25 protein-coding genes are annotated in these 21,254 nt (G+C 62.8%); 18 read left to right on the top strand and 7 right to left on the bottom strand.

Translation table 11 applies throughout. The features are described 5' to 3' along the window. Positions 1–23: 23 nt before the first annotated feature. From map to LL253_RS04490, 4 genes are all read left to right on the top strand, one after another. The gene (map, locus tag LL253_RS04505; protein ID WP_228226341.1) at positions 24–851 is read left to right on the top strand and encodes a type I methionyl aminopeptidase; all 828 of its coding nucleotides are present in this window, start codon (positions 24–26) and stop codon (positions 849–851) included. 236 nt (positions 852–1,087) lie between these two features. Then, entirely contained in the window at positions 1,088–1,426 is a 339-nt protein-coding gene (locus LL253_RS04500; protein ID WP_009821456.1) for a P-II family nitrogen regulator, read from the top strand. An 87-nt stretch (positions 1,427–1,513) separates the two neighbouring features. Continuing rightward, positions 1,514–2,926, top strand: coding sequence for a type I glutamate--ammonia ligase (glnA, locus tag LL253_RS04495; protein ID WP_228220296.1), 1,413 nt, complete (start codon positions 1,514–1,516; stop codon positions 2,924–2,926). 100 nt (positions 2,927–3,026) lie between these two features. After that, positions 3,027–4,076 (top strand): NAD(P)H-dependent flavin oxidoreductase, encoded by a 1,050-nt coding sequence (locus tag LL253_RS04490; RefSeq protein WP_228226340.1) that lies wholly within the window; start codon positions 3,027–3,029, stop codon positions 4,074–4,076. Here LL253_RS04490 and LL253_RS04485 read toward each other — a convergent pair. Further along, a complete protein-coding gene (locus tag LL253_RS04485) occupies positions 4,073–4,720 on the bottom strand; it encodes a histidine phosphotransferase family protein (RefSeq protein WP_031299033.1) in 648 nt (215 codons plus the stop codon). The genes LL253_RS04490 and LL253_RS04485 overlap by 4 nt on opposite strands. 91 nt (positions 4,721–4,811) lie before the next feature. Further along, a complete protein-coding gene (locus tag LL253_RS04480) occupies positions 4,812–5,213 on the bottom strand; it encodes a M67 family metallopeptidase (protein ID WP_228226339.1) in 402 nt (133 codons plus the stop codon). Between the two features lie 17 nt (positions 5,214–5,230). Between LL253_RS04480 and LL253_RS04475 the strand changes: the two genes are divergently transcribed. The 3 genes from LL253_RS04475 to LL253_RS04465 all read left to right on the top strand — a co-directional run bounded on the left by LL253_RS04475 (position 5,231) and on the right by LL253_RS04465 (position 7,979). Next, positions 5,231–6,184: an RluA family pseudouridine synthase gene (locus LL253_RS04475; RefSeq protein ID WP_228226338.1), complete on the top strand. Its 954-nt coding sequence runs from the start codon at positions 5,231–5,233 to the stop codon at positions 6,182–6,184. A gap of 75 nt (positions 6,185–6,259) precedes the next feature. After that, positions 6,260–7,171, top strand: coding sequence for an RNA polymerase sigma factor RpoH (gene rpoH / locus LL253_RS04470; protein WP_037542168.1), 912 nt, complete (start codon positions 6,260–6,262; stop codon positions 7,169–7,171). Between the two features lie 175 nt (positions 7,172–7,346). After that, positions 7,347–7,979: a glutathione S-transferase family protein gene (locus LL253_RS04465; RefSeq protein WP_228226337.1), complete on the top strand. Its 633-nt coding sequence runs from the start codon at positions 7,347–7,349 to the stop codon at positions 7,977–7,979. Positions 7,980–8,057: 78 nt separating this feature from the next. Here the strand turns inward: LL253_RS04465 and LL253_RS04460 are convergent, their stop codons facing one another. Further along, a complete protein-coding gene (locus LL253_RS04460) occupies positions 8,058–8,795 on the bottom strand; it encodes a Bax inhibitor-1/YccA family protein (RefSeq protein ID WP_037542641.1) in 738 nt (245 codons plus the stop codon). Positions 8,796–8,917: 122 nt separating this feature from the next. Here LL253_RS04460 and thpR point away from each other — a divergent pair, with 122 nt between their 5' ends. After that, positions 8,918–9,475: an RNA 2',3'-cyclic phosphodiesterase gene (gene thpR / locus LL253_RS04455; RefSeq protein WP_228226381.1), complete on the top strand. Its 558-nt coding sequence runs from the start codon at positions 8,918–8,920 to the stop codon at positions 9,473–9,475. A gap of 15 nt (positions 9,476–9,490) precedes the next feature. Here the strand turns inward: thpR and LL253_RS04450 are convergent, their stop codons facing one another. Together LL253_RS04450 and LL253_RS04445 are read right to left on the bottom strand one after the other, a co-directional pair. Beyond that, a complete protein-coding gene (locus LL253_RS04450; RefSeq protein WP_228226336.1) occupies positions 9,491–10,036 on the bottom strand; it encodes a superoxide dismutase family protein in 546 nt (181 codons plus the stop codon). Then, complete coding sequence (locus LL253_RS04445) at positions 10,033–10,233, bottom strand: hypothetical protein (protein WP_228226335.1); 201 nt, start codon at positions 10,231–10,233, stop codon at positions 10,033–10,035. The genes LL253_RS04450 and LL253_RS04445 overlap by 4 nt, the downstream gene beginning before the upstream one ends. On the opposite strand from LL253_RS04445, the gene LL253_RS04440 reads away from it, so the two are divergent. From LL253_RS04440 to trmFO, 4 genes are all read left to right on the top strand, one after another. Then, on the top strand, positions 10,232–10,786 hold the full coding sequence (locus LL253_RS04440) for a GbsR/MarR family transcriptional regulator (protein WP_228226334.1): 555 nt from the start codon (positions 10,232–10,234) through the stop codon (positions 10,784–10,786). The genes LL253_RS04445 and LL253_RS04440 overlap by 2 nt on opposite strands. 79 nt (positions 10,787–10,865) lie before the next feature. Further along, on the top strand, positions 10,866–11,237 hold the full coding sequence (locus LL253_RS04435) for a hypothetical protein (protein ID WP_009821442.1): 372 nt from the start codon (positions 10,866–10,868) through the stop codon (positions 11,235–11,237). A 54-nt stretch (positions 11,238–11,291) separates the two neighbouring features. Then, positions 11,292–11,705 (top strand): hypothetical protein, encoded by a 414-nt coding sequence (locus tag LL253_RS04430; protein ID WP_228226333.1) that lies wholly within the window; start codon positions 11,292–11,294, stop codon positions 11,703–11,705. 127 nt (positions 11,706–11,832) lie between these two features. Next, positions 11,833–13,176, top strand: a complete 1,344-nt coding sequence (gene trmFO, locus LL253_RS04425; protein ID WP_228226332.1) for a methylenetetrahydrofolate--tRNA-(uracil(54)-C(5))-methyltransferase (FADH(2)-oxidizing) TrmFO — start codon at positions 11,833–11,835, stop codon at positions 13,174–13,176. Positions 13,177–13,256: 80 nt separating this feature from the next. Here trmFO and LL253_RS04420 read toward each other — a convergent pair whose 3' ends face one another. Together LL253_RS04420 and LL253_RS04415 are read right to left on the bottom strand one after the other, a co-directional pair. After that, a complete protein-coding gene (locus tag LL253_RS04420) occupies positions 13,257–13,718 on the bottom strand; it encodes an EF-hand domain-containing protein (protein ID WP_228226331.1) in 462 nt (153 codons plus the stop codon). 46 nt (positions 13,719–13,764) lie between these two features. Next, complete coding sequence (locus tag LL253_RS04415; protein ID WP_228226330.1) at positions 13,765–14,421, bottom strand: hypothetical protein; 657 nt, start codon at positions 14,419–14,421, stop codon at positions 13,765–13,767. A gap of 161 nt (positions 14,422–14,582) precedes the next feature. On the opposite strand from LL253_RS04415, the gene LL253_RS04410 reads away from it, so the two are divergent. From LL253_RS04410 to LL253_RS04385, 6 genes are all read left to right on the top strand, one after another. After that, positions 14,583–16,610 (top strand): TadE/TadG family type IV pilus assembly protein, encoded by a 2,028-nt coding sequence (locus tag LL253_RS04410; protein WP_228226329.1) that lies wholly within the window; start codon positions 14,583–14,585, stop codon positions 16,608–16,610. Continuing rightward, positions 16,607–17,206, top strand: a complete 600-nt coding sequence (locus tag LL253_RS04405) for a TadE/TadG family type IV pilus assembly protein (protein ID WP_009821436.1) — start codon at positions 16,607–16,609, stop codon at positions 17,204–17,206. The genes LL253_RS04410 and LL253_RS04405 overlap by 4 nt, the downstream gene beginning before the upstream one ends. Continuing rightward, entirely contained in the window at positions 17,203–17,868 is a 666-nt protein-coding gene (locus tag LL253_RS04400) for a hypothetical protein (protein WP_037542166.1), read from the top strand. Before LL253_RS04405 ends, LL253_RS04400 begins: the two co-directional genes overlap by 4 nt. Before the next feature lie 230 nt (positions 17,869–18,098). Further along, on the top strand, positions 18,099–20,009 hold the full coding sequence (locus LL253_RS04395; RefSeq protein ID WP_228220309.1) for a TadE/TadG family type IV pilus assembly protein: 1,911 nt from the start codon (positions 18,099–18,101) through the stop codon (positions 20,007–20,009). Continuing rightward, on the top strand, positions 20,006–20,587 hold the full coding sequence (locus LL253_RS04390; RefSeq protein ID WP_009821433.1) for a TadE/TadG family type IV pilus assembly protein: 582 nt from the start codon (positions 20,006–20,008) through the stop codon (positions 20,585–20,587). The genes LL253_RS04395 and LL253_RS04390 overlap by 4 nt, the downstream gene beginning before the upstream one ends. Then, positions 20,587–21,237 carry a TadE/TadG family type IV pilus assembly protein gene (locus LL253_RS04385; protein ID WP_228226328.1) on the top strand — a complete coding sequence of 217 codons (651 nt, stop codon included), beginning with the start codon at positions 20,587–20,589 and terminating at the stop codon, positions 21,235–21,237. Before LL253_RS04390 ends, LL253_RS04385 begins: the two co-directional genes overlap by 1 nt. Positions 21,238–21,254 lie beyond the last annotated feature (17 nt).

The raw sequence follows: 21,254 nt of genomic DNA, 5'->3' as shown, positions 1-21,254 counted from the left end.
GTTCGAGCGCCTATAATCCTCCCATGACCGACTATATGACGATGACGGCCGATGCGCCTGTGACCCGATCGACCGCGATCAAGCTGCATGACGAATCCGGCTTTGCCGGCATGCGCAAGGCCGGGCGGCTGGCAGCCGAGATACTCGATGCGCTGGTGCCCCATGTCGTGCCCGGCGTCACCACCGGCGAACTGGATGATATCGTCCGTCGCATGACGCTGGAAGGCGGCGGCGTGCCGGCGACGCTGGGCTATCGTGGCTATACGCATAGCTGCTGCATCAGCCTGAACAATGTCATCTGCCACGGCATTCCGGGCGATACAAAGATCAAGGACGGCGACATCCTCAACATCGACGTCACGCCGCAGGTCGATGGCTGGCATGGCGATACCAGCCGCATGTATATTGCCGGCGACGCACCAATCAAGGCGCGCCGGCTGGTCGAGATCACCTATGAATGCCTGATCCTGGGGATCGAGCAGGCGAAGCCCGGCAATCATCTGGGCGACATCGGCCATGCGATCCAGCGCTTTGCCGAAAAGCACCGCTATGGCGTGGTGCGTGATTTCTGCGGCCATGGCCTGGGCCGGGTGTTCCACGACAGCCCGGAGGTGGTGCATATCGGCCGCCCCGGCACCGGCCCGGAACTGCGCCCCGGCATGTTCTTCACCATCGAACCGATGATCAACATCGGCAAGCCCAATGTGCGCATGCTGGATGATGGCTGGACCGCGGTGACGCGCGACCGCAGCCTTTCCGCGCAATTCGAACATAGTATCGGCATCACCGATACCGGGTGCGAGATTTTCACGCAAAGCCCGGCCGGCCTAAACTGTCCGCCCTATAGCTGATGGACCGCTGCCCATTATTTGGGCAGGGCGACAGGATATTGCCCGGAATGCGGGCAATATGGACAAAGATTGCTGCATCGCCGAAAGCAGTCCTAGCGATTCGCCAGTTGGCACGGTAATTGATAGCCATGAGGGACGGACACCAGCCTTGCGGGGGCATGGGATCGTCGCTTGAGAAGAGGCATGGAGGCACCGCCCTGCATGTCGGAGCGCGTCACGGGTTGGGACTATTTGCGATGAAGAAGATCGAGGCGATCATCAAGCCGTTCAAGCTGGACGAGGTGAAGGAAGCGCTGCACGAGGTGGGCGTGTCGGGCATCACCGTTACCGAAGCCAAGGGATTTGGTCGGCAAAAGGGGCATACCGAACTGTATCGCGGCGCGGAATATGTGGTCGATTTCCTGCCCAAGGTGAAGCTGGAGGTAGTCGTCGACGACTCCGTGGCCGATCGTGTGGTGGAGGCGATTTCCGCTGCGGCCCAGACCGGGCGGATCGGCGACGGCAAGATCTTCATTTCCAACATCGAAGGCGCGGTGCGCATCCGTACCGGCGAGCGCGACAGCGACGCGATCTAATATTGCGGCCGGTCCCGGCGCGGGCCGGCCGGCCAGGCATCAACAAACCCCTTCGGGGGGGTTTTTCTGAAAGAAGGGCAAGCGCATATGGCCAACACGCCAAAAGACATCCTGAAGATGATCGAGGAACAGGAGATCGAATGGGTCGATGTCCGCTTCACCGATCCCAAGGGCAAGTGGCAGCACCTGACCATGGTGTCGAGCGTGCTTGGCGAGGATGAACTGACCGACGGCCTGATGTTCGACGGTTCGTCGATCGAGGGTTGGAAGGCGATCAACGAATCGGACATGATCCTCAAGCCCGACCTGGACGCTGTCTATGTCGACCCGTTCAGCGCGACGCCCATGCTGATCATCTTCTGCGACATTGTCGAGCCGGACACCGGTGAGTTGTACAGCCGCGATCCTCGTTCGACCGCCAAGCGCGCCGAAGCCTTCGTCAAATCCGCCGGGTTCGGCGACACAGTCTATGTCGGGCCGGAAGCCGAATTCTTCATGTTCGACGATGTGCGTTTCGAAAATGATTACTCGCAGAGCTATTTCAAGATCGACGACATCGAATTGCCGACCAACACCGGCAAGGAATATGAGGGCGGCAATCTGGGCCACCGTCCGCGCGCCAAGGGCGGCTATTTCCCCGTCGCGCCGGTCGATCCGTGCACCGACATCCGCGCCGAAATGGTCAGCACCATGCTGGAAATGGGCCTGCCCTGCGACAAGCATCACCATGAAGTCGCCGCCGCGCAGCACGAACTGGGCCTGACGTTCGGTACGCTGGTCCAGACCGCCGACCGCATGCAGATCTACAAGTACGTCGTGCAGATGGTGGCGCAGGCCTATGGCAAGACCGCGACCTTCATGCCCAAGCCGATCGCGCAGGACAATGGCAGCGGCATGCACACGCATATGTCGATCTGGGAAGGCGGCAAGCCGCTGTTCGCGGGCGACGGCTATGCGGGCCTCAGCGAAACCTGCCTCTATTTCATCGGCGGTGTCATCAAGCATGCCAAGGCGCTCAATGCTTTCACCAACCCGACCACCAACAGCTACAAGCGGCTGGTGCCGGGCTTTGAAGCGCCGGTGCTGCTCGCCTATTCGGCGCGCAACCGTTCGGCCTCCTGCCGCATTCCCTATGGCGCGGGGGCCAAGGCGAAGCGGGTGGAGTTCCGCTTCCCCGACGCGATGGCGAACCCGTATCTGTGCTACGCCGCGCTGCTGATGGCGGGCCTCGACGGCATTGAGAACAAAATCCATCCGGGCGCCGCGATGGACAAGAATCTCTATGACCTGCCGCCGGAAGAGCTGAGCCAAGTGCCAACCGTCTGCGCATCGCTGCGCGAGGCGCTGACCAGCCTGGAAGCCGATTACGAATTCCTGCTCAAGGGCGACGTCTTCACCAAGGATCAGATCGAAGCCTATATCGAACTGAAATGGCCCGAAGTCTATCGCTGGGAAATGGCGCCCTCGCCGGTCGAATTCGATATGTATTACAGCGCCTGATCCTTCAGGCGTTGTGAAGAGAAGCCCGGCCGCGCGAGCGGTCGGGCTTTTTTGCGATCGGGTGGTTGTCCAACCGGGGCGGCCGTCTCACATCGGCGCGATGAACCCGCTCGCACCGCTCGGCCTCGCCGTCCCCGTCATCCAAGCGCCGATGGCGGGCGTCTCCTCGCCCGAAATGGCCGCCGCGGTCAGCAACGCCGGCGCATTGGGCTCGATTGCGGTGGGCGCGGTCGACGCAGACCAGGCTCGGGCGATGATCGCCGCTGTCGCCGCGCGCACCGATCGCCCCTTCAACGTCAACCTGTTCGCCCACCAGCCGGCAAAGCCGCGCCCCGATGTTGAGGCGCAATGGATCGCAGCCATGGCGCCGTTATTCGCCCGCTTCGATGCCAAGCCGCCCTCGCCGCTTCGCGAAATCTATCGCAGCTTCGCGGAGGATGACGCGATGCTGGCCATGCTGGTCGAGGCCCGGCCGGCGGTCGTCAGCTTTCATTTCGGCCTGCCTGACGACCGACGCATTGCCCGGCTGAAGTCGGCCGGGTGCCTCCTTGCCGCCAGCGTCACGAATGTAGCCGAGGCACAGGCGGCGAGACGCGCCGGCATCGACCTGCTCGTGGCGCAAGGCTATGAGGCCGGCGGGCATCGCGGCATGTTCGACCCCACGCTGCCTGATGGGCGATTGGGCACGCTGGCGCTGACCCGATTGCTGGTCGCGCGGTCCGGCCTTCCGGTCATCGCGGCGGGGGGGATCATGGACGGGCGCGGCGTCCGAGCGGCGCTGGACCTGGGCGCAGCAGCGGCGCAGATGGGCACGGCCTTCATAGCCTGTCCCGAAAGCCAGGCCGACGCTGCCTATCGTGCGGCGCTCTTTAGCAAGGCCGCCTATGACACGGTCATGACCAGCGCCGTTTCCGGTCGCCCGGCGCGCTGCTTGCGCAACGCCTTTGTCGATTGGGGCGAAGGGGTGGCGAACGCGCCGCCCGACTATCCGATCGCCTATGATGCGGGCAAGGCGCTGCACCAGGCGGCCAAGGCCCATGGCGAAACCGGCTTTGGCGCGCAATGGGCGGGACAGGGGGCGCCATTGGCGCGATCCATGCCGGTCGCAGAGCTGATAGCGACGATCGCGGCGGAAATGGACGCAGCTTAGCCCGGTATCACCGCCCCGAACAGCAGGGTCGGCTCGCCGGCGGGCGAAAGCACGATCTGGCCGCCAGCTTCCATCACCAGCTGGCGCACCATCCAGGCGGCGGCGGTGCGGGACGCAAGCCCTTCGATCGGCAGCGTGCCGGCCAATGCGGCGCGCAGGTCGGGGTCAAGCACCAGCTTTGGCCCTTCGGCACGCACGACGATTTCGGTGACGCCGGGCCGCGTTTCCGCGCCGATGTCGAGCTGCCCACCGCGCACCAGCGCGTCGCCCGCGATCAACGCCAGGTTGAGGAGGATCTTGGCCGCCAGCTTGCCGAGCATCTGTTCATCGACCATCCAGCCGACCTTGACCCGGCCAGCCCCGGCAAACATGCCCTCGATCGCGACCTTGGCCTCATGCGGCGGAACCGCCTCGCCAAAGCCGCCGGCCGATCCAAAGGCCAGGCGGAAGAATTTCAGCTTGTTCGCCGATGTCCGCGCGCTGTCCCCCAACAGATCCAGGCAGCGCTCGCGCATCGCCGGATCGGTTTCGTCCGCCATCAGTTCCAGCCCGTTGTTGAGCGCGCCGACCGGGCTCAGCAGGTCGTGGCACAACCGCGAACAGAGAAGGCTGGCAAATTCGATGCTGTCGGTCGGGTTGGTCATGCGGATGCGGATCGCCAATGCTGGAAGATGGGAATGTTCGGCTAATGCGCCGCCCCGCCCCCCGATGCAACCCCGACTCACCGCCTTTCCGTCACCTCATGTCGAGCTTCGCCTCGGCAAATCGCACCGCGCCCCCCTCGCCCGGCCCGGCGATCCACAACCGCGCCACGTCACCCGCGACGATCAGCCAGAGCGTGCCATCGGGCGCAGCGCACGCGGCATCGGTCGCCGATGGGACAGCCACCCCGGATGGGTGTGAGTGATAATGGCCGATGACGGCCGGACCTGCGTCCCGCGCGGCGCGATGGGCGGCGATCAGCACGGCCGGGTCCAGTTCAAAATGCCGGGACGGATCGGTCGCGACATTGGCGGCCGGGCGGATCGCATCGATGCGGCCCGCAGCGCCTAGCAGCATTCCGCACACCTCGTTGTGATCGGCCGCGCACAAGGCCCTGATTTGCGCCAGCACGCCTCTTGCTATCTCGACCTTCATGCCTATCTCCCTAGCCAATGGTCCTGGGGGATTCCATCATCGAAGCGACAATCGGCCCGGCGCAGCATGGACTGCGGCTGGATCGCGCCCTGGCGGACCTGTTGCCCGACCTGTCGCGCGAGCGGCTGAAAACGCTGATTGGCGATGGCCAGGTGCATTCGGCGCCGGTCGGCAAGATCAGTGGGTCGATGAAGGTGGCTGAGGGCCAGCGCTTCACCATCACCCTACCCCCGCCCGTGCCACTCGACACGGTGGCGCAGAATATTCCGCTGACCATCGTGCATGAGGACGCCGACCTGCTGGTGGTCGACAAACCCGCGGGCCTGGTCGTCCATCCCGCCGCTGGCAATCTGGACGGCACATTGGTCAATGCGCTGCTGCATCATTGCGCGGGGCAATTGTCGGGCATTGGCGGCGTCGCGCGGCCGGGGATCGTCCATCGCATCGACAAGGATACGTCGGGCCTGCTGGTCGTCGCCAAGACGGACAGGGCGCATGAAGGGCTGGCGCGCCAGTTCAAGGATCACAGCATCGAACGGGCCTATGCGGCGATCACCTATGGCATCCCCGTTCCAACGGCCGGCACCGTCGATAGCTGGATCGGCCGGTCGGACGCTGATCGAAAGAAGATGGCGGTTCATCGGGAAGGACGCGGCAAACATGCCGTGACTCATTATCGCACGCTGGACAGGCTGCGTGGCGCGGCGCTGGTGGAATGCCGGCTCGAAACCGGCCGCACCCATCAGGTCCGCGTCCATATGGCGCATATCGGGCACCCCTTGATTGGCGACCCGGTTTACGGTAGAGAAAGAAAAGGTTTCAAATCAATACTGGAAACGCTGGGTTTCAGAAGGCAGGCATTGCACGCCAGAATGTTGGGGTTCATACATCCGGTAACGGACGAACCGCTTATGTTCGAAAGTGCACTTCCTGCCGATATGCAGGAACTGTTAAGCGCGCTTCACGTATAGGTTTCGACAAGTTTGCGACGGCGCCTGTGACGCCTCTTCTGGGTCCCGCCGCGCATGAAAGGGAAAGGTGACGACATGGCCAAGAGCAATGTCCCCGCGGTTCCGGCGCTGGGCGGTGAAGCCAGCCTCAACCGCTATCTATCGGAAATTCGCAAATTTCCGCTGTTGACGCCCGAGCAGGAATATATGCTCGCAAAGCGCTATCAGGAACATCAGGATCCTGAGGCTGCTGCGCAGCTTGTAACCTCGCACCTGCGGCTGGTGGCCAAGATCGCCATGGGCTATCGTGGCTATGGCCTGCCGGTCAGCGAGCTGATCAGCGAAGGCAATATCGGCCTGATGCAGGGTGTGAAAAAGTTCGAGGCAGACCGTGGCTTCCGCCTGGCGACCTACGCCATGTGGTGGATTCGTGCGTCGATCCAGGAATTCATCCTGCGCTCCTGGAGCCTGGTGAAAATGGGCACCACCGCCGCGCAGAAGAAGCTGTTCTTCAATCTGCGCCGGATGAAGAACAATATCGAAGCGTTCGAGGATGGCGACCTGCGCCCCGAGGATGTCACGAAGATCGCTACCGATCTTGGCGTCAGCGAGGATGATGTCATCTCCATGAATCGTCGCATGGCGATGGGCGGCGATACGTCGCTCAACGTGCCAATGCGTGAGGATGGCGAGGGGCAGTGGCAGGATTGGCTGGCCGACACCGATCCGTTGCAGGACGAGCGTGTCGCCGACGAGCAGGAAAAGGTTCAGCGTCACGACATGCTGGTGGAGGCGATGGATGACCTCAACGACCGCGAAAAGCATATCCTGGCCGAACGCCGCCTGGCCGAAGAACCCAAGACGCTGGAGGAATTGAGCCAGGTCTATGGGGTCAGTCGGGAACGCGTCCGCCAGATCGAGGTGCGGGCGTTCGAAAAGCTGCAAAAGGCGATGATGCGGATCGCCGGCGGGCGGCTGGACAAGCTGGCGCGGTTGGCGACGGCCTGATCGAACCAAGATCTTACCAGAAAGGCCCCGGAGCGATCCGGGGCTTTTTTTGCGCCCGTTTAAGCCCCTCCTTCGCTCCTGCCGCCCGATGCGGCGATGATGCTGGCGCAAACAGATGGCGCCGACCATCCGGTTGCGCCATTCTGCCGCCCTCATGAATCACGGGAGCATCGCAATGGCCCTGGACCTTACGCTCTACACCAATCCCATGTCGCGTGGGCAGATCGCCCGCTGGATGCTGGAGGAGGTTGGCGAAGCCTATAACACCATCCTCCTCGGTTACGACGACGGCAGCATGAAGGCCGCCGATTATCGCGCGATCAATCCGATGGGCAAGGTTCCCGCGATTGTGCATGGCGGGCGGGTCGTCACGGAATGTGCGGCCATTTGCGCCTATCTGGCTGACGCCTTCCCCGACGCCGGCCTTGCGCCGCCGCTGGACGCGCGCGACGCCTATTATCGCTGGCTCTTCTTTGCCGCCGGGCCGGTCGAGGCCGCTGTCACGAACAAGGCCCTGGGCTTCGTCGTGCCGGAAGGACGAGAGAAGATGGCAGGATATGGCAGCTTCGACGGCGCGATCGACGCATTGGAAATGGCGGTGTCGGGTGATGCATGGATTTGCGGCGAGCAATTCACCGCTGCCGACGTCTATGTGGGGGCGCAAGTGGACTGGGGCCTCGCCTTCGAGTCGATCCCGTCCCGCCCTGCATTCGAAGCCTATGCCAGCCGGTTGCGGGAACGCCCCGCCTATCAGCGGCAGAAGGAAATCGACAACGCCCTGATCGCGGAGATGCAGAAGGAAGGGTGATACCCCCTGTCGTCCCACAACGAAAAAGGCCCGGCGGGATCGTCCCGCCGGGCCTTCCTGTTTGATTGAAATGTGCGATCAGTCGCGGCTGCCGCCCATGAAGCGCAGCAGGAACAGGAACATGTTGATGAAGTCAAGATAGAGGTTCAGCGCCCCCATGATGACCGACTTGCCCATCATGTCGGTGCCGGCGACATGCGCGTAGATGCTCTTGATCTTCTGCGTGTCATAGGCAGTGAGGCCCGCGAACAGCAGCACGCCCAGGAAGCTGATCACCAGATCCATCGCGCTGGAGCGCAGGAACAGGTTGATGAGGCTAGCGACCAGAAGGCCGACAACGCCCATGATCAGGAACGTGCCGAAACCCGACAAGTCCTTCTTGGTCGTATAGCCCCACAGGCTGAGGCCCGCAAATGCGGCAGCGGTCGCGAAGAAGGTCTGTGCGATCGACGTTCCGGTATAGACCAGGAAGATTGACGAGAGCGACAGGCCCATCACGGCGGCATAGACCCAGTAAAGCGCCTGGGCCGTCGCCGTCGAGAGCCGGTTGATGCCGAAGCTCAGCACCATCACGAAGGCCAGCGGGGCAAACATGATGATATATTTGAGGATGCCCGGCCCGGCGAGTACCTGATAGGCAAGACCGCTCGACGCGAACAGCAGAGCGACGATGCCGGTCAGCAACACGCCGCTCGCCATATAATTATAGACCGAGAGCATATAGCGGCGCAGCCCGGCGTCGAACGCCTCGCCGCGTGCGGCAGTGGCGTTGCCAAAACCCGCAACGCCGGATCGGGGGTCGGACCAGTTGGCCATGAAATTCATCTCCTTTGCCGGCGTTCGTCGCCGGTCCCTTCATTATCGGCGCTAATGGCGGCGACTTCAAGCCAAACCGGAACGGATATGGCACATTGGGCGCGCAGGGCTATAGTCCGCCGATGCATCGTCTGTTTATCGCCATCCGTCCGCCCGCAGCGATACGGGCCCGCTTATTGTCGTTGGCCGGCGGCGTGGAGGGCGCGCGGTGGCAGGATGACGAGCAATTGCACCTGACTTTGCGCTTCATAGGAGAGGTGGACCGGCATCGGGCCAATGACCTGGCCGATCTGCTCGGCGCTATCCGTTTCACGCCCTTCGATGTGCGGATCGAGGGGGTGGGCAGTTTCGACCGCAGGGGCGTTGTCGATACGTTATGGGCTGGCGTGCAGCCACGCGAACCGCTGGCGCAACTCCATCGCAAGGTCGATCGCGCCTGCGTCCGCGCGGGGCTTGGGCCGGAGGGACGCGCCTATCTGCCGCATATAACATTGGCCCGGTTCGGGCGGAGAGGCACAATGGTCGATGGCTTCCTGGCCGTTCATGCCGGACTGTCGACCCCCGCCTTCCGTATCGATGGCTTCACCCTGTTCGAAAGCCGCCTGGGACATAATGGCGCGCGCTACCAAGCGGTGGCGGATTATCATGGCGATGGCGGGGATATGTGCCCCGCCATCTGAGGATGTGAAGGCCGCTCAGCCGGCCTTCAGCACGCCGCAGGCCACGCGGCCGCCGGCATTGCCAGCCGGATCGCTCATATTGTCATCGGCTTTCGCGTGAATGACCACCGCCGCGCCATCGCTATCCAGCAACGGCATGGAGCCGGTCGAAATCAGGCCGCCGGGCACGACATATTCCAGTTCGCCCATGCCGTCCGACCCGGCCATCATATTGGGCATGTCACCCATATGCTTGCCGGCCGGGTTGTCCGCGCCATGCTGGCGGTTGGTCGGGTTCCAATGGCCACCGGCGCTGGTGAAGTCGGGCGGGGTGCACATGCCGGTCGTGTGGATATGGACGGCATGCATGCCCGGCGTCAGCCCCTGCGCCTTGACCAGGACATGCAGCCCGTCGGCCGCTTCGGTCACAGTCGCGGTGCCGCGCGCGCTGCCGTCGCCGGCCATGAGCTTGGTACTGGCCATCGGCGCTTCGGCCGGCATGGCAGTGTCCGTGCCGGTGGTGGCGCAGGCGGACAGGGCGGCGCCCAGCGGCAGGACGAGCATGACAGGCAGGATTTTCATGAGCAAATCTCCAAGGGCAGAAGGCAAATCTCATAGGCGAACGCGGCAGGCCGCCCTTTGTTGCCGATGCGAACCGATTTGTCACGGGCGCGTGCCTTTTGCCTGACGCCGACACCGAAAGCGACAAATGCACGCGATTTCCGCTTGCGGGCGCCCATTCCTTCCGTTATTTCTGTTTTTACAGAAAGAAACATCATGCCACTGCTTGACCATCCCGATGCCAAGGCGTTCCTGCTCCATTGGGGCGAGATGGGGACGCAGTGGGGCGTCAACCGGTCGGTGAGCCAGGTGCATGCCCTCCTCTACCTGTCGGACCGACCCCTGCCCGCGGACGAAATTGTCGACCAGCTCGGGCTCGCCCGCTCCAACGTATCGACGGCACTCAAGGAATTGCAGTCCTACGCCATCGTTCGGCGCGTCCATGTCGAGGGCGACCGGCGCGACCATTTCGTGGCGGAACTGGACCTGTGGGAAATGCTCACCCGCATCGCGGCCGAGCGCAAGCGGCGCGAGATCGACCCGACCATCGCGCTGCTTAATGAACTGGCCCAACGCCTGGCCAAGGACGCCACCTGCCCGCCCCATGTGCGCGAACGCATCACCCGCATGCACGAGTTTCTATCCACCCTGGGCAATTGGTATGAGCAGATGCGCGTGCTGCCCAAGCCCACATTGGTCGCGCTGATGAAGCTGGGCGGCAAAGTCGTCCGCTTCCTGCCCGGCGGAAAGAAGGATGCGAATAGCGGCTAACGCCGACGTGGTATCCGTTTTCACGCCCATGGATTTCTGAATTTACCGAAATTACGGAATATTTGAAAGGAGACGCATCATGGTCGAGACTGCCTATGCCCTCTATCTGGGAATCACCATCGGGATCACCATCTGGGTCGCGCGCACCCTGTCCAAAAATGGCGAAGTGTTTCTGGTCCAGTGTTTTGGCCATAATGCGCAGCTGGCGCGGTCGACCAATCACCTGCTGGTCGTCGGCTTCTACCTCGTCAATATCGGCTTCATCACCCTGACGCTGAGCCTGGGTAAGGAACCCGTCACCTATGCAGACGCGATCCGTTTCCTGAGCGGCAAGGTGGGCCTGGCCGTTATCGTGCTGGGCGGCATGCACTTTTTCAACATGGGCGCGATCGCGCATTTCGGGCGCAAGGTGAATGGCTGGCTGACCAACGGCCATCCGCAGGCAGCCTGACACGCCATGGAGGGGCGGCGGTGCGGCCCCTCCCTTTCGATGTAGGAGGTCGCCATGTATGAACCGCCCAAGACCGCTTTCCGTGGCGCCAGCCGGGCCATTCTGACCGCCGGCCCCTTGTGCGTCGCGCTCAGCCTGGCGGCCATGGCGTATATGGAGTTGCCAGACGCGATCGACCTGGAGCCGGCGGCATTGCTGGGCATTCCGGTAGTCTTCCTCTTCGCCTTGATCTTCGGCCCCTTCGTGGCCTGCTTGCCGATCGCTGCCGGCACCTTCCTCATGCATCATTTGGCCGATCGCTTCGACATCCTGTCCGCCCGGCCGGCCTGGGCGGCGGCGGGCCTGCTGACCGGGGCAGCTTTCGTTTGGGCAATAGGCCTGTTTACCTCATCCGGCACAGTGAGCTTCGCCCTGATCGCCACCAGCGGGATTTGCGCCTGGCTGTCCCATAGCCGCACCGCCGCCTGAGCCCATAGCGCCTGAACCCTTGGCCTGAGGCGCGGGGACGGGCTATAGCGCTTGCACAGGGCGGGTTTATGCCCCACTGGCGCCCCTCCTCCCCTTTTTAGCAGCTATAATCGAAGTCAGGCGAACCATGTCCGATCATCAGGTGCATATCATTGGCGGCGGGCTGGCCGGGTCGGAGGCGGCCTGGCAGTTGGCGCAGGCGGGCGTTCGCGTGCGGCTGTCGGAAATGCGCGGCGCGGGGGACATGACCCCGGCGCACCAGACGGACGGGCTGGCGGAACTGGTCTGTTCCAACAGTTTTCGGTCCGACGATGCCGACAAGAATGCGGTCGGCCTGCTGCATCAGGAGATGCGGCGGCTGGGGTCGCTCATCATGGCAAGCGCGGAGCCAGCCAAGGTGCCGGCCGGATCGGCGCTCGCGGTCGATCGCCATGTATTTTCGCAGGCTGTCACGCGCGCGCTGGCCGAGCATCCCAATATCGAAATCGTGCGCGAACGGATCGACGCGCTGCCGGACGAAGGCATGACGATCGTCGCCACCGGGCCGCTGACCGCGCCGGTGCTGGCGACAAGCATCGGCCAGGCGGCGGGGATGGAGCATCTGGCCTTTTTCGACGCGATCGCGCCGGTTATTCACCGCGACAGCATCGACATGGACCAATGCTGGATGGCCAATCGCTGGGACAAGATTGGTCCCGGCGGCGGCGAGGGCAAGGATTATATCAATTGCCCGATGGACAAGGACCAGTATCAGGCCTTCGTCCAGGGGCTGCTTGACGGCGAGAAGACCGAGTTCAAGGAATGGGAGGCCAACACCCCCTATTTCGAAGGATGCATGCCGATCGAGGTGATGGCGTCGCGCGGGCCGGAAACGCTGCGCCACGGGCCGATGAAGCCGATGGGCCTCGACAATCCGCGCACGGGCCGCTGGCCTTATGCGGTGGTGCAGTTGCGGCAGGACAATGCATCGGGCACGCTCTGGAACATGGTGGGCTTTCAGACCAAGCTGAAACATGGCGCGCAGGTCGAGCTGTTCCGCACCATTCCTGGCCTGGAAAAGGCGGAGTTTGCCCGGCTCGGCGGTCTGCATCGCAACACCTTCATCCAGAGCCCCAAGTTGCTGGACGCGACGCTGCGCCTTAAAAGCGCGCCGCATATCCGCTTTGCCGGACAGATGACGGGATGCGAAGGCTATGTCGAAAGCGCGGCCATCGGCCTGCTTGCCGGACGGTTCGCCGCGGCCGAACTGCTGGGCCGGGAGATGACGCCGCCGCCGGCCGACACGGCGCTGGGCGCGCTGCTTGGCCATGTGACGGGCAATGTCGCGACCGCCGACTATCAACCGATGAACGTCAATTTCGGCCTGTTTCCGCCGCTGGATGACGTGAAGAAGAAACAGCGCAAGGAAGCCTATACCGCGCGCGCGCGCTCGTCGCTGGGCGCATGGATGGGCGAACTGGAATTGGCTTAAACATATAAACACCGTTCAGTTCGAGCTTGTCGAGAACTCTCGCGCATCGGTTCTTAATATGCACGAACTGAACGGAGAGCCTAGCATGTGCACTTGGGCTTCGGCGTCCGCTTGGGCGCGGTAATGGCGAATTCGGCGGGGGTAAGCTTGCCATCCTTGTTCGCGTCAGCGCTGGCGAAGCGATCGGACGTCGCGACCGCCCATTCCTCAAAGGACAGCAGGTTGTCGCCATCCTTGTCCAGCGCCTTGAACGCCTTGGTCCGGCTGCCCATCATTTCCAGCCGGGTGATGACGCCATCGCGGTCCCTGTCATAGCGGGCGAAGCGCTTCTGCTCACGGGTCTGCGGGCTGGCTTCGGCCGGCATCGGCGGCGGTTTTCCTCTGGTATTGGGGTCCCCTTTGGGCAGCGGTTCGATCACGGGCGGCGGCGGCGCGGTGGCCAGTTGCGGCAAGGGAGCCTGGCTCGCGCGGCTCGACCACCAGAAAAGGCCGCCCGCCATCAGCAGCAATGCCGCCATGCCGCCCGCCAGCATTCGCCCCATCGTCGCCCTCCTCCATCCGCGCGCGTCCGCAGCCTAACCCGATGCGTCAGCGCCCGACAAGCGCGATCCGCAACAGCCTGAACGCCAGGCCACGCGGCATTCCACGCGGCGCGCCGCGTCCCTTCATCACATCCTGTCGCGCCAGGGTGAAGGCGATGCGCTGCGGTCGCCAGGCGGTCGGCCAGCGCGCGCCGTCGGCCAGCGGCGACAATTCGCTCGCGAGGCGGAGCGCTGCGTCGGCGAGCGCCGCCTCCTCAACATGGCCGGCAAGGTCCCACAACGCCCAGACCTGTCCGGCCGCGACCAGCCAGTCGGGCGTGTCGCCTTGCCCGGCAAGCGCGCGAAACAGCCCGCCGCCGCGCCCGGCCGCATAATCACGCAGCCCCTGCGCGTCGATCTCCGGCTCCACCACCAGCACTTCCCAGCCGTCTATCATCGCAACAAGGCCCGGCGCGGCCATGCCGCCGGTCGCACGAAGCGCGTCCACGACCGGCTCCCCCTGCCCTTTGATGCCGGCCGGGTCGTCGATGACGTCATTCCACCATGCCAGGCGCATCTGACCAATCGCCCGCTCACGCGTCGTGCGCGCGACCTTGGCCAATTGGGCGTCGAAGGCCCAGATTGCCCGTTGGCGCGCCGCGTCCGCACCGGCATGGGCCGACAGCAGTAGCGGCAGCGGCGTAAGCAGTGAATCGACACTCATGACCGGCCTGCACAGCGGGGCTTTTCGAGGCCGGTTTGCGATATTTTAAGCATTGTCCTCCTAAACAAGTCCCGCGTGCGCACGCAGGAGCGCGCAAATCGCCCAGCCCAAATGCAGGGAATGTCGGGCGTCACATGGGTGATTGCGGACTGATGGGCAAGATGAACACACATCCCCAAGGCTTTATGAGCCGTCTGGCGCGCAACCAGAAGGGCAATGTCATGGCGATGGTGGCCGCGGCCATCATCCCGCTGGCGGCGCTGATCGGCGGCGGGCTGGACATGGGCCGCGCCTATATGGCGCGCGCGCGCATGCAGCAGGCCTGCGACGCCGCCGCCCTCGCCGGACGCCGGGCGATGACGACATCGTCGATGACCCAGGCCAACAAGGACGAAGCCAAGAAATTCTTCGACTTCAATTTTCCGCAAGGGACGTTTCAGGCCGCGACTTTCACGCCCGTCATCCGCAGCAAGCCGGGCGAAACGACCACCGTGCAGGTGACGGCATCCACCACGATGCCGACCACGGTGATGAAGATTTTCCGCTATGAAACATTGCCTTTATCGGTGACGTGCGAGGCGCGGTTCGACATCGGTAACACCGACGTGATGCTGGTGCTCGATACCACCGGGTCGATGGCCTATGCCATTTCCGACGGCAAGGGCGGCTCGACGACGCGGCTTGCCGCGCTCAAGCAGGCGGTCAAGGATTTCTACGACACGCTGGGCGCGGGATCGAACAGCACGGGGCGCATCCGTTATGGGTTCATGCCCTATAGTTCGACGGTCAATGTCGGCTATCAGCTGCCGACCAACTATCTGGTCGGCGGTATCAGCGGCGAGACATGGGATTATCAGACGCGGCGGCTGCTGACGAGCTACGGCGCGCCGGTTGACGGTCCCCCCGGTGCCTGGACCTACCAGTCAGGATCTGTCTCCGCTTGGACAAATTACAGCAGCACGCCCGGACAATCTTCAGGGCAATGCGTGGCCCCTGCGAGCGTAACACCAGTAGTAAACACCACTTCGGGAACCACAACCGACCCCATCACGGGTGTTCGCACCACCACCACGGTCACGACGCGCACGACCAATGGCTATGCCTATAATGCGACCTATACCCCGGCTGTCGCTGGAGGCTGGCAGTGGCAGGGCTGGAATCTGGTCTATGTCGCCGCAAAGCCCAGCCAGTGCGTCATCACCCGTCGGCAATATAGCAGTTATGTCGAGACCAAGACGGACAGCAGCACACAGACGCCGCAGAAGAGTTGGGAATATGGCAAATTCCCGCTGACGGTATCATCCTTCATTACCGGCAACGCCGTCGCCAACCCCACCTATGACGCCAGCGTGCCGACCGATTCCAGCGGCAATGTCGTGGCGCCCACATCGACATGGGCGGGTTGCATCGAGGAACGGGATACCGACAGCAATATCACCGCCAGCACATCGACAAGCAGCACGCCGTCAAACGCGCAGGATCTCAACATCGATGCTCTGCCCGATCCGACGCAAAAGGGCACCAAATGGCGTCCGCACTGGCCCGATGTCGAATTCACCCGCAGTGGCGGTTCGTCGGGCACCTGGCTCAACACGCAGTCGCGCAAGGATGGCGGGTGGAACGCCTGCCCAAGCCAGTCGCGCAGACTGACCAGCTACACCAATCGGACAAGCACGCCCACGGGCCAGTCGAGCAGCTTCAACAGCTATATCGACAACCTGATCGCGGTCGGCGGCACTTATCATGACATCGGCATGTTGTGGGGCGCGCGCTTCCTGTCGCCCAAAGGCATTTTTGCCAGCGACAACAACAGCGCGCCCAACGGCTTCAACATCTCGCGCCATATCGTGTTCATGACCGACGGCGACATGAGCGCCTATCAGCAGGTCTATGGCGCCTATGGATATCAGCAACTCGATGCGCGGGTGGCGCCGGGAAACACCAGCGATACCGACCTGACCGCTATCCATAACACGCGTCTTCAGATGCTGTGCAATGCTATCAAGGCCAAGGGCATCACCATCTGGGTCATCGGGTTCCGCAACCAGTCCGAAGGAAATATCCAGACCCCCCTGCAAAATTGCGCCACCAGTTCGAACCACTGGACCATGGCCTATGACGCCACGTCGCTGAGCCAGAAGTTCAAGGACATCGCCAAGAATATCGGCGGTCTGCGGGTGTCGCAATGATCGGGCGGATCGCATCGAAGCTGATGCGCCTGCGCCGCGATGCGCGTGGCGTCACGCTGCTGGAATTCGGCTTTGTCGCGCCGCCGCTCATGCTCACGATCATGGCGATCGGCGACTTGGGCTATCAAGCCTATTGGCACGCGGTCGCCCGCGGCGTCCTTGAAAAGGCCGCGCGCGCCGCGTCCGTCGGCACGCTCAATGGCGCGCAATTCGATGCCTATATCACCCAGCAGATGTCGGCCATCACCGCCAGGAACGCCAGCCCACCCCATATCGTCAAGAAAAGCTATTATAATTTCTCGCGCGTCGGCAAACCGGAGAAGATCACGTCCGATACAGCGCCGCTGGGCGTCTATAATAGCGGTGACTGCTATGAGGACGCCAATGGCAATGGCGTATTCGACACATCGGGCGGCAGCACCGGACTGGGGAACGCCGACGACATCGTCTATTATGAAGTGACCTTGTCGCAGCCGCGCCTGTTCCCGATGGCCAGGCTGCTGGGATGGAGCGCCACCCAGTCGGTGACGGTGTCGACCATGGTCCGTAACCAGCCCTGGGCCAACCAGACCACGCCCACGATCCGCTGCTCATGACGAGGATGCGCCTGCCCCTGCTCTTGACCCTGCGCCGGTTGCGTCGCGACGATCGCGGCCTGGCGCTGATCGAATTCGCCTTCTCGTTGCCGGTGCTGCTGATCCTGTGCATGTGCGGGCTTGAAGCGGCCAATCTGGCCCTGGCCCATCTGCGGATCAGCCAGATCGCGATGCTGGTGGCCGACAATGCCTCACGCGTGCGCACATCCATCGACGAAGCCGATGTGAATGAAATCATGATCGGCGCCAATCAATCCACGCAGTCGCTCAGGCTTCAGGCGAATGGCCGTATCTTCCTGTCGGACCTGGAACCTAACGGGCTCACCGGGCCGAACGAGGGGCAATATATTCGCTGGCAGCGCTGCTGGGGCAATGGCGCCTTCACGTCCAGCTATGGCGTTGCCGGGAATGGCCAGACCAACGCCAGCATGAAGGACGGCATGGGGCCGGGCACGACGGCCGCGACCAAGGTGAAGGCGATGAGCGGCACTGCGGTCATGTTCGTCGAGGTCGCCTACCGCTATCAGCCGATCGTCAGCAACGCCATCTTCGGACCCAAGGTGATCCGATACTCCAGCGCTTTCAACGTGCGCGAACGCACCGATCAGGCGATCAAGAATGCGGGCAATCTGGCGGCGGCGAACACCGCCCGCTGCACCTGACGCGCGACTGGGCGGCCTGCCGCCCGGCATTTTTCGCTTCCGCCAATATCGGCGCTTCGCTCCATCGTCCTGATCTTCGCGCCAGCGCGCGAGCCCCCTACGCGCGTACGAGAACAGGCCATTGCGTCTGGTGCGCATGTGAGTCACCGCTCCCGTACAATTCATTGCAGCGGCCGCACATCAAAAATTAGGAAATTACGTCCATATCGCAGGATATTACTCCGGATTGGATGATTATGAACCTGCCGCGTCAGAAGATTACAACTGGGCTGCGCAATGGCTGGCGCAAGGTCAATGAAAGGCTCGCGCCGCTCGCTGGGGACCGTCGCGGCTCCACGCTGGCACTGATGGCCGCAGGGCTCATTCCCGTAATTGCCGCTCTGGGCGCGGGTATAGACGCGGGACGGCTATACCTGGTGAAATCCCAGCTTCAGGCCGGGGTGGATGCGGCCGCTCTGGCCGGCGCGCGCGCCTTTGCCGTGACCGATGGCTCGCCAGCAGCGCGCGACAAGCAGGCGAGCGCCTATTTCTACGGTAATTTCGCGTCGGACTATATGGGCGTCAGCAATTTGCAACTGACGCCAGATTTTAAGACCGTCGGCGGAATCAACGTGACCACCATCACCGCCCGCGCGATCGTGCCCATGACATTCATGCGGATATTCGGGTTTCAGCCGCGCACCATGCAGGCCGTCGCCAAGGCCGAATTGCAGCCGCGCCCCCTGGAGGTGATGGTCGTCCTCGACGACACCGGCTCGATGAAAGCCAACCTGTCGGGCGGCCGGACGCGGATGGTCGCGCTCAAGGAGGCGGCGAATGACTTCGTCGACATCCTTCACCAGGGTGCATCGAGCCGGCGCGATCTCGCCATGGGCTTCATCGGCTATGACGTGACCGTCAATGTCGGCCATTTGCTGCCCGGCAACGCGGTCAAGAAGGTCGAAGGCTTTAACAGCTTTGCCGGTGCGAGCGCCTACGGCCTGTCTGTCCCCAGCCATGCCAGCGGCAATTATCTGGCGTGGAAAGGCTGCGTCATGGCCGATACGACGGTGAAGGACGTGGACAAGAATCGCCTGACGTCGGAAACCGGTGCCTGGGATCTGGTGCGTTCGCTGCCCGGCGAAGGCAGCCATCCGCCCGTAGAGCCTTTTTTCGTGCCGCCCATGTATGTGCCAAACGCGAAAAGCAACTCGGGCGCCGACAACCCTAGCAGCACCTATTATGGTATCTACAACACTGAACCAGGGAATAATCTCTACCGGATCGACAAGTCGGCTTTCGGTGAAATGGGCGCGGACTATCTGGCGCGCACCGAACTCTATCGGCAATATTTCTATGATTATTATGTCGGCTTGAACAATGGCGATGCCAACAAGGCCGACGATGTGGTCCGGCGCCTGGATGGCAGCTATTATACTCCGTCAGCGGCAAATCGCGCCGGCAATGACTGGTATATCGATTGGAAGCGGATACCCAAATATTACGACGGCGCGGTGTGGAAGGACCCGGCGAGCGCGACGGTCAATCCCCTGGGCGGTTCGGTGGATTCCGGCAGCAAGAATACGACGCCGATGCCCTCGCCCAACTGGCAATGTCCCGAAGAGGCCATGCCGCCGCGATATGGACGGATGAAGAGCGAATATCTCAGCCATATCGCAAATCAGCATGGCGCGATCTATCCGGCCAATGGCACGATCCACCATGCGGGGCTGCTATGGGGCTATCGCCTGTTGGTGCGGGACGATGTGTTCACACGCGCCAACCCGACCACCGAACGTCCGCGCCGCGCGCTGGTATTCATGACCGATGGCGTGAACGAAATCGGCGAATCCCAAAACGGCTATCTGGACCGCACCTTCACCTGGTACGGTCGGTGGAGCGACTCCCGCATCGCGGCAAACCAGTCAAATTCGGAAACGCAGATGCTGCGCCGCTTCGAAAAGACGTGCGCCAATATCCAGCGGGAAGCAAACCCGCCTGAAATCTACATCATCGCGCTGGTCGCCAACAGTTCCGCCATCGATACGGCATTCAACAACTGCGCGCCCGGCCGTGTATACCGCACCAGCAGCACGGACGAGTTGCGGCGCGCATTCCAGGACGTGGCGGCGGAACTCGTCGACCTCCACCTGATCCAATGAGACATTTCGCCCCCCTTGCCAAAGACCGGACGGGTGTCTCCACGGTCGAATTCGCCATCATCCTCCCCGCGTTGCTGACGCTCATGTGCGGCGCAATCGAACTGGGACACATGTTGTTGGCGCGCGTCGTGCTGGAAGGCGCAATGACCGAAGCCGCGCGCATCTCGACCGCTTCGCTCGAAACAGCCGAAGCGCAGCGCACGACCCTCATGGAAGAAAGCATCGAACAGGCCATGGGCAATTTCCCCCTGGCCGACGGCGCGCATGTCAGCGTGCAAACGATCGTCTATGGAAATTTCAGCAGCGCGCATCCCGAAACCTATGAGGACGCGAACGCAAACGGCCATTACGACCTGGGCGAATCCTATGTTGATCGCAACGCCAACGGCAAATGGGATGCGGCGACGCCCAAAACCGGAACGCTGGGCGGCCCTGGCGATGTCGTCAGTTACACCGTGCGCTTTCCCAAGCGCATCCTGTTCGGGTTTCTGGGCGCGCAATGGCTGCTGGGCGACAGCATCATGCTGACCGGATCAACTGTTGTCCGCAACGAATCCGTTGTGCGAAGGACCTCCTGATGCGGGTGCCTCACTTTGTCCAAAGGCTGGCGCGGGACCGCAGCGGCCTGGCCCTTGTCGAGTTCGGCCTGGCCCTGCCCCTGTTCCTGGGATTTGTGCTGTCGGGCATCGAAATGGCGAATTACGTCATGGCGAATAACCGGACCCAAAGGCTGACGACCATGGCGGCCGACCTTGTGGCGCAAAGTGGCGCGGGCGCGATCGGCACCAGCGAAGCGCAGATTTATGATCTGTTTTCGGCCCTCGATCTGACGGCGCAACCGTTCGACCTGCGCAATCATGGCCGCATCGTGATCACCGCGGTCAAGGGCACCGACACGAATGCGGACAATGTGGTCGAAAGCCGCATCCTGTGGCAGAGGTTCGACGGCAAATATGTCGTGAGCCCGGAGGTCGGCTGCATCCAGTCGACCAGCCTCGCCACATTACCGGGGAACCGGACATTGGCGCTAAATGAGCTGCTGTTTCACGTGCAGGTCACCTATCGGTATCAGCCGGTGTTCAGCAGCGCGCCGTTCCGGATGTTCTCCCTGCCGGTCGATTTTTCGCGCCACGCCATGTTCCGCGCGCGATCGACCCAGTTCCAGACGCCGGCGGCGGATTCGCGCTTTCCACCCAAGAATAAGTGCGCATCCGTCACCGGGTTGTGACGGATCGAAAAAGGGCG

It is taken from the genome of Sphingobium soli (assembly GCF_020782245.1).
Classification (GTDB): Bacteria; Pseudomonadota; Alphaproteobacteria; order Sphingomonadales; family Sphingomonadaceae; genus Sphingobium; species Sphingobium soli.
The sequence above is the reverse complement of the archived record's forward strand: the minus strand, read 5'-3'. Positions and strand labels throughout refer to the sequence as shown.

Bases quoted from the DNA above. Each gene is read 5' to 3' on its own strand.
- LL253_RS04390 (WP_009821433.1), top strand. From the start codon at position 20,006: ATGAGACATTTCGCCCCCCTTGCCAAAGACCGGACGGGTGTCTCCACG.
- LL253_RS04490 (WP_228226340.1), top strand. From the start codon at position 3,027: ATGAACCCGCTCGCACCGCTCGGCCTCGCCGTCCCCGTCATCCAAGCG.
- LL253_RS04475 (WP_228226338.1), top strand. From the start codon at position 5,231: ATGGTCCTGGGGGATTCCATCATCGAAGCGACAATCGGCCCGGCGCAG.
- rpoH (WP_037542168.1), top strand. From the start codon at position 6,260: ATGGCCAAGAGCAATGTCCCCGCGGTTCCGGCGCTGGGCGGTGAAGCC.
- LL253_RS04485 (WP_031299033.1), bottom strand. From the start codon at position 4,720: ATGACCAACCCGACCGACAGCATCGAATTTGCCAGCCTTCTCTGTTCG.
- LL253_RS04420 (WP_228226331.1), bottom strand. From the start codon at position 13,718: ATGGGGCGAATGCTGGCGGGCGGCATGGCGGCATTGCTGCTGATGGCG.
- LL253_RS04500 (WP_009821456.1), top strand. From the start codon at position 1,088: ATGAAGAAGATCGAGGCGATCATCAAGCCGTTCAAGCTGGACGAGGTG.
- LL253_RS04435 (WP_009821442.1), top strand. From the start codon at position 10,866: ATGGTCGAGACTGCCTATGCCCTCTATCTGGGAATCACCATCGGGATC.
- LL253_RS04415 (WP_228226330.1), bottom strand. From the start codon at position 14,421: ATGAGTGTCGATTCACTGCTTACGCCGCTGCCGCTACTGCTGTCGGCC.
- LL253_RS04445 (WP_228226335.1), bottom strand. From the start codon at position 10,233: ATGATGTTTCTTTCTGTAAAAACAGAAATAACGGAAGGAATGGGCGCC.
- thpR (WP_228226381.1), top strand. From the start codon at position 8,918: ATGCATCGTCTGTTTATCGCCATCCGTCCGCCCGCAGCGATACGGGCC.
- map (WP_228226341.1), top strand. From the start codon at position 24: ATGACCGACTATATGACGATGACGGCCGATGCGCCTGTGACCCGATCG.
- LL253_RS04410 (WP_228226329.1), top strand. From the start codon at position 14,583: ATGAACACACATCCCCAAGGCTTTATGAGCCGTCTGGCGCGCAACCAG.
- LL253_RS04385 (WP_228226328.1), top strand. From the start codon at position 20,587: ATGCGGGTGCCTCACTTTGTCCAAAGGCTGGCGCGGGACCGCAGCGGC.
- LL253_RS04480 (WP_228226339.1), bottom strand. From the start codon at position 5,213: ATGAAGGTCGAGATAGCAAGAGGCGTGCTGGCGCAAATCAGGGCCTTG.
- LL253_RS04440 (WP_228226334.1), top strand. From the start codon at position 10,232: ATGCCACTGCTTGACCATCCCGATGCCAAGGCGTTCCTGCTCCATTGG.
- LL253_RS04450 (WP_228226336.1), bottom strand. From the start codon at position 10,036: ATGAAAATCCTGCCTGTCATGCTCGTCCTGCCGCTGGGCGCCGCCCTG.
- LL253_RS04465 (WP_228226337.1), top strand. From the start codon at position 7,347: ATGGCCCTGGACCTTACGCTCTACACCAATCCCATGTCGCGTGGGCAG.
- trmFO (WP_228226332.1), top strand. From the start codon at position 11,833: ATGTCCGATCATCAGGTGCATATCATTGGCGGCGGGCTGGCCGGGTCG.
- glnA (WP_228220296.1), top strand. From the start codon at position 1,514: ATGGCCAACACGCCAAAAGACATCCTGAAGATGATCGAGGAACAGGAG.
- LL253_RS04460 (WP_037542641.1), bottom strand. From the start codon at position 8,795: ATGGCCAACTGGTCCGACCCCCGATCCGGCGTTGCGGGTTTTGGCAAC.
- LL253_RS04395 (WP_228220309.1), top strand. From the start codon at position 18,099: ATGATTATGAACCTGCCGCGTCAGAAGATTACAACTGGGCTGCGCAAT.
- LL253_RS04430 (WP_228226333.1), top strand. From the start codon at position 11,292: ATGTATGAACCGCCCAAGACCGCTTTCCGTGGCGCCAGCCGGGCCATT.
- LL253_RS04400 (WP_037542166.1), top strand. From the start codon at position 17,203: ATGACGAGGATGCGCCTGCCCCTGCTCTTGACCCTGCGCCGGTTGCGT.
- LL253_RS04405 (WP_009821436.1), top strand. From the start codon at position 16,607: ATGATCGGGCGGATCGCATCGAAGCTGATGCGCCTGCGCCGCGATGCG.